The sequence below is a fragment of the Flavobacterium sp. genome (assembly GCF_028712645.1).
Taxonomy (GTDB): Bacteria; Bacteroidota; Bacteroidia; order Flavobacteriales; family Flavobacteriaceae; genus Flavobacterium.
Map to the genome: position 1 here is coordinate 1 of NZ_JAQTPQ010000197.1, position 6,781 is coordinate 6,781.

Consider the following 6,781-nt stretch of genomic DNA (forward strand, 5'->3'; position numbering starts at 1 on the left):
TATTAAAAAACAACCAAAAGTTTTGGCAACAGTTAAAACAGTAGTCTTAATTGTAGGTTTGGCAATAGTAGGAAGTTCTTTAGTTGCAGCATCCGGAGGAAGTAATTGGGCCTTTTTACTTTTTACTACAGGTTCAGGTGTAACAATAAGCGCTGGACTTCTTGAAGGCATCAATTCAAACTATTCAGACAATAAATGGACTTTTAAAATATTAGAAAAGTAATGCGAAAAAATTTACAGCATCTCAAAATACAAAAGCCATTGGCTAAAAAAACACAAATACCAACTGATGTATTTGAAACTTCTGAAGGGATTTCATTAAAAAAAACCTATTCCGAACAAGACATTGAAAACCTCGAACATCTTGATTTTGGAGCTGGCTTTGCGCCAAATTTACGAGGACCTTACGCCACAATGTATGTTCGTCGTCCTTGGACGATTCGACAATATGCAGGATTTTCGACCGCAGAGGAAAGCAACGCTTTTTACAGAAGAAACCTTACCGCAGGACAAAAAGGACTTTCAATAGCATTCGATTTACCAACGCATCGCGGCTATGATTCAGATCACGAACGCGTGGTGGGCGATGTTGGAAAAGCGGGAGTTGCCATCGATTCTGTTGAAGTTATGAAAGTATTGTTCAACCAAATTCCGCTTGATGAAATGTCAGTTTCAATGACAATGAACGGAGCCGTTTTACCTATTATGGCTTTTTACATCGTCGCTGCCGAAGAACAAGGTGTCAAACCTGAACAACTTTCTGGTACGATACAAAATGATATTTTAAAGGAATTTATGGTTCGAAATACCTACATCTATCCGCCAACGCCTTCAATGAAAATTATTGCTGATATTTTCGAATTCACAAGCAAAAAAATGCCGAAATTCAATTCAATTTCCATTTCGGGTTATCATATCCAGGAAGCTGGAGGAACTGCTGATATTGAGTTGGCTTACACGCTTGCCGATGGTTTAGAATACATCAGAACTGGGCTTGCCACTGGAATGAAAATCGACGACTTCGCTCCTCGCCTATCTTTTTTCTGGGGAATTGGGATGAACCATTTTATGGAAATTGCCAAGTTGCGTGCAGGTAGAATGATTTGGGCAAAATTGGTCAAACAATTCAATCCAAAAGACGATAAATCATTGGCTTTAAGAACCCATTGTCAAACTTCAGGATGGAGTTTAACAATGCAAGATCCCTTTAACAACGTGGCGCGAACAACCATCGAAGGTTTGGCTGCGGCATTAGGAGGAACACAATCCTTACATACCAATGCCTTGGATGAAGCCATTGCATTACCAACAGATTTCTCGGCAAGAATTGCCCGAAACACCCAAATATTTTTACAAGAAGAAACCAAAATTACTAAAACGGTAGACCCTTGGGCAGGTAGTTTTTATGTCGAAAGTTTGACCAATGAAATTGCGCAAAACGCTTGGAAACTCATCGAAGAAGTCGAAGAACTCGGCGGAATGACCAAAGCCATCGAGTCAGGAATTCCGAAATTGCGCATCGAAGAAGCCGCAGCCAGAAAACAAGCGCGTATCGATAGCAACCAGGATATCATCGTGGGCGTCAACAAATATAGATTGGAAAAAGAAGAACCATTGCAAATATTGGATGTGGATAACCAAATGGTGCGCAAGCAACAACTGGAACAATTAGAAAAAATTAAAGCAACTCGTGACACTAAAAAAGTACAACTTTCACTCGAAAAATTAACCCTTTGTGCTCAAACCGGAGAAGGCAATTTACTGGAATTAGCTGTTAATGCAGCAAGAAATCGAGCAACTCTTGGCGAAATCAGTATGGCACTTGAAACGGTTTTCGGTAGATACAAAGCACAAATTAAATCCTTTAGTGGTGTGTATAGCAAAGAAATAAAAGACGACAAAAGCTTCGAGAAAGCCAAACAACTAGCCGACGAATTCGCCAAAAAAGAAGGTCGTCGCCCTAGAATTATGATTGCCAAAATGGGACAAGATGGTCACGATCGTGGTGCCAAAGTGGTTGCCACAGGTTATGCTGATTTGGGTTTTGATGTAGATATAGGTCCACTTTTTCAAACTCCGGCCGAAGCCGCCAAACAAGCTGTAGAAAACGACGTGCATATTCTTGGCGTTTCCTCACTTGCAGCTGGGCATAAAACATTGGTTCCTCAAGTGATTGAAGAACTCAAAAAATACGGTCGCGAAGATATTATGGTTATTGTTGGAGGAGTGATTCCTGCCCAGGATTACCAGTTTTTATTTGATGCCGGTGCGGTAGCCGTTTTTGGTCCCGGAACAAAAATAAGCGAAGCTGCGATTAGTATTTTGGAGATATTGATAAATTAAATATACCAAACCTGACAGGTTTTAAAAACCTGTCAGGTTTCAACGAAACTATATGCCAGCCATTCAACCACTTGAAAATGGAAAATATTATCACATCTACAATCGTGGAATAAATAGTGACATCCTTTTTAAGGAAAACGGTAATTATGAACATTTTCTAAAATTATATGATTTACATATTGAGCCAATGGCAGAAACGTATGCTTGGTGCTTAATGAAAAACCACTTTCACTTTTTGATAAGAATTAAAGAGGTTGAAGAAATAAAAACAGAAAATAAGATTCTGCCTTCTCAATCTTTTTCAAATCTTTTTAACGCATATACAAAAGCATTTAACAAAAAATACAATCGACACGGTGCTCTTTTTGAAAGGCCTTTTCGAAGAAAATCAATCGAAAATGAAAATTATTTTCAAAACCTTATTGCTTACATTCATAACAATCCTGTTCACCACAATATTTGTGAACATCCTATAAATTATCCTTGGAGCTCCTATATAACTTGCATTTCGGACAAACCAACGAAATTAAAACGTAAAGAAGTAATTGAGATCTTTAATGATGTTGAAAACTTTAAATACGTTCATCAATTAAAAAGTAATGATCTCACAATAAATTCATTTTTATAACATTACACCTGACAGGTTTTAAAAACGGGTCAGGTGTCTAAATCATATTATGTCTAAACTCCCCAACGTTACCACCAGTATTTTTGCTACAATGTCTAAAATGGCAAAAGAATACAATGCCATAAACTTGGCACAGGGATTTCCGAATTTTGCTGTGGATGAAAAACTAGCCAATATCGTGGCCGAAGTTGTTAAAAAAGACGTGCATCAATACTTGCCAATAGCAGGTTATCAGCCGTTAATATCCAAAATTGCTAAACTAATTCTGGATTCTTATCAACGAAAAGTCTTGCCAGAAACAGAAATTTTAGTTACCACAGGAGCAACACAAGCACTTTTCACAACCATTTCAGCATTAATAAAAACGGACGATGAAGTTATCATTCTTGATCCAAGTTTTGATAATTATGAAGCACCTACTTTATTGTGCAATGCCAAGGCTATTCGGGTGGAATTAAACGATGATTATTCGCCCAATTGGGAGCGAATTGAAAAAGTCATTACTAGCAAAACCCGAATGTTAATCATTAATAGTCCACACAATCCTACGGGAAAAGTTTGGAAAGAAAATGATTTTTTAGCTTTGGAAAATTTGCTCGAAAAATACCCACGCATCTTATTGTTATCTGATGAAGTTTATGAATTCATCACTTTTGAAGAAAAACATATTTCCATCCATTCCAGAAAAAAATTGGTAGATCGAAGTATTATTGTTTCCTCTTTTGGAAAATCTTTTCATATAACAGGTTGGCGAATTGGTTATCTCGTGGCACCGGATTATTTGATGAAGGAAATCAAAAAAGTGCATCAATACTTGGTTTTTAGCGTGAATAGTCTCGCTCAAGCAGCAATAAGTGACTATACGGATGTAGTTTCGGTGGAGGAACTTGGAAAATTTTATCAAGAAAAACGGGATTATTTCAGAAAATTGCTCCAAAACAGCCGATTCGAATTGATGCCTTGCGAGGGGACTTATTTTCAATTGGTTTCGTATGCTTCTATTTCTGATGAAAATGATGTGGGTTTTTGCAAGCGTTTAGTTGTTGAATACGGAGTTGCTGCCATTCCTATTTCTACTTTTTATGCTGATGGAAAAGACCTGAAACTGATACGGTTTTGCTTTGCGAAAGATAATAAAACACTGGAAGAAGCAGCTAAAAGATTGTGTACTGTTTAAAATGTCATTGCGAGGTACGAAGCAATCGCATAACGAGCAACTAATGTGATTTCTCCTGCGTCGAAATGACAAAAACACCGTATAGCAACTTTCTATTTTTACTATACACGCCTACTAACTATTTTCCCTATATTTACATTTCAAACAAATAAACTATGGATTTCTCAGCAAAAATGCTTCGTGATAATGCCCTTGAAGGAAAAGTGATTGTGGTAACCGGTGGCGGTAGCGGTCTTGGTAAAGCAATGACTAAATATTTTATGGAACTGGGTGCAAAAGTGGCCATCAGTTCACGTGATTTAGAAAAACTGCAAAACACGGCAAAGGAACTGGAAACCGACACGAGGCAAAGCCGAACTGGGCAAAGCCAAACTGGCGGAACTTGCCTAGCAGTTCAGTGCGATGTTCGTCACTATGACCAAGTGGAAGCTATGTTGCAAGAAGTCCTGAAAGTATACGGAAAAGTGGATGTTTTGCTAAACAATGCTGCAGGAAATTTCATTTCGCCAACCGAAAGATTATCGGCCAATGCTTTTGACACGGTGATCGATATCGTTTTGAAAGGTTCCAAGAACTGCACACTTGCTTTTGGAAAACATTGGATTGATACCAAACAAACCACTTCGACCATATTGAATATCGTGACGACTTATGCCTTTACAGGTTCGGCTTATGTGGTGCCAAGTGCTGCCGCAAAAGCGGGAGTTTTGGCAATGACCCGAAGTCTTGCAGTGGAATGGGCAAAATACGGAATTCGCTCCAATGCAATAGCTCCAGGACCATTCCCTACGAAAGGTGCTTGGGATAGATTGTTGCCAGGAGACCTAGCCGAAAAATTTGATATGGCGAAAAAAGTCCCTTTGGGAAGAGTTGGAAATCATCAGGAGTTGGCGAATTTAGCGGCTTATTTAGTTTCTGATTTTTCAGCTTATATGAATGGTGAAGTGGTAGTAATTGATGGTGGCGAATGGTTGAAAGGTGCTGGGGAATTCAATATTCTCGAAGCCATTCCAGAGGAACTTTGGGATCAATTGGAAATGATGATTAAAGCGAAAAAGAGAAGTTAGCAGGCTTCAGATTGCAGAAGACAGATTTCAGAAAGAAAAAATAAATCAAAAAAAGGAGTTCAAAACCATTAAATTAAGGAAAAATCGTCTTGGTTTTGTCATTCCGACAAAGGAGGAATCTCATATTTTGCTCACGTTATGTGATTTCTCCCGTTGGTCGAAATGACAAAGAAATCCTTAAATTAATAACATTATGCAGAAGGCAGATTGCAGAAAATAAAATTGAAAGCAGAGCATTCATTAGGTGCTCTGCTTTTTTTTAGCCCTGATGGAAGTGAAAATCCTTTTATGAGGTTTTTACCGAATAAAAGATTGTAACGTACAGCAGGAAAAAGCTCCTGAAAGAAATTAAAAATCAAAGAACATCATTCCTGAAACCAACTGCTAACCAAACCTTAACAAATGTTAACAAAATAGATTTTTAGAAACGATAAATAATTGTATTTTTACCGTTCAAAATTTAAAATATAAATGGGCAAAATCATTGCGATTGCTAATCAAAAAGGGGGCGTTGGAAAGACTACAACGTCTATAAATCTAGCCGCTTCCCTAGGTGTTTTAGAAAAGAAAGTGTTACTTATTGATGCTGATCCTCAGGCAAATGCCACATCAGGATTAGGAATTGATATCGAAACAGTTGAAATAGGAACTTATCAAATTATCGAACATAGCAATATTCCAAAAGAAGCTATCATAAATAGTTCGGCGCCTAATGTTGATGTAATTCCATCTCATATTGATCTTGTTGCTATCGAAATCGAATTGGTCGACAGAGAAAATAGAGAATATATGCTTAAACAAGCATTGGAAAGCATTAAGGATGAGTATGATTATATCATTATCGATTGTGCACCATCTCTTGGATTGCTTACCTTGAACGCTTTGACAGCAGCCGATTCAGTGATAATTCCTATTCAATGCGAATATTTTGCATTAGAAGGTTTGGGAAAATTGTTGAACACGATAAAAAGCATTCAAAAAATTCACAATCCAGATTTGGACATCGAAGGATTACTTTTGACAATGTTTGACTCGAGATTGCGTTTATCCAACCAAGTGGTCGAAGAGGTTCAAAAACACTTTAATGATATGGTTTTTGAAACGATAATTCAAAGAAATGTAAAATTGAGTGAAGCACCAAGTTTTGGCGAAAGCATTATAAACTATGATGCCACGAGCAAAGGAGCAACAAATTACCTACATTTGGCTCAGGAAGTTATAAAGAAAAACAGCAAATAATTTTATGGCAAAAGCAATAAAAAAACAAGCGTTAGGAAGAGGATTATCGGCATTATTGAAAGATCCAGAAAACGATATAAAATCAGCCACAGATAAAAATGCTGACAAAGTTGTTGGTAATATTATTGAGCTTGAAATTGAAGCCATCGAAATCAATCCTTTTCAGCCAAGAAGCAATTTCAACGAAGAATCATTGCGTGAATTAAGTTCTTCTATCAAGGAATTAGGAGTTATTCAGCCGATTACTGTTCGTAAATTAGACTTTAATAAATACCAATTAATTTCTGGAGAACGACGTCTTCGTGCTTCGACATTGGTGGGATTGAC

Annotated in this window: 7 protein-coding genes; all 7 read left to right on the forward strand. The window is 37.5% G+C overall.

What is annotated here, in order from left to right; all coding sequences use genetic code 11:
• The coding region (locus PHC28_RS13820) for a hypothetical protein (protein ID WP_300101756.1) at nucleotides 1-223 on the forward strand (223 nt) is incomplete at its 5' end.
• The gene (gene scpA, locus PHC28_RS13825) at nucleotides 223-2,343 is read left to right on the forward strand and encodes a methylmalonyl-CoA mutase (RefSeq protein ID WP_300101758.1); all 2,121 of its coding nucleotides are present in this window, start codon (nucleotides 223-225) and stop codon (nucleotides 2,341-2,343) included. The genes PHC28_RS13820 and scpA, both read left to right, overlap by 1 nt.
• A gap of 52 nt (nucleotides 2,344-2,395) precedes the next feature.
• A complete protein-coding gene (locus PHC28_RS13830; RefSeq protein WP_300101760.1) occupies nucleotides 2,396-2,971 on the forward strand; it encodes a transposase in 576 nt (191 codons plus the stop codon).
• A gap of 49 nt (nucleotides 2,972-3,020) precedes the next feature.
• Nucleotides 3,021-4,148, forward strand: a complete 1,128-nt coding sequence (locus PHC28_RS13835; RefSeq protein ID WP_300101762.1) for a methionine aminotransferase — start codon at nucleotides 3,021-3,023, stop codon at nucleotides 4,146-4,148.
• 155 nt (nucleotides 4,149-4,303) lie between these two features.
• Entirely contained in the window at nucleotides 4,304-5,215 is a 912-nt protein-coding gene (locus PHC28_RS13840) for an SDR family oxidoreductase (RefSeq protein ID WP_300101764.1), read from the forward strand.
• A gap of 471 nt (nucleotides 5,216-5,686) precedes the next feature.
• On the forward strand, nucleotides 5,687-6,454 hold the full coding sequence (locus PHC28_RS13845; protein ID WP_300101766.1) for a ParA family protein: 768 nt from the start codon (nucleotides 5,687-5,689) through the stop codon (nucleotides 6,452-6,454).
• A 4-nt stretch (nucleotides 6,455-6,458) separates the two neighbouring features.
• The coding region (locus PHC28_RS13850; protein ID WP_300101768.1) for a ParB/RepB/Spo0J family partition protein at nucleotides 6,459-6,781 on the forward strand (323 nt) is incomplete at its 3' end.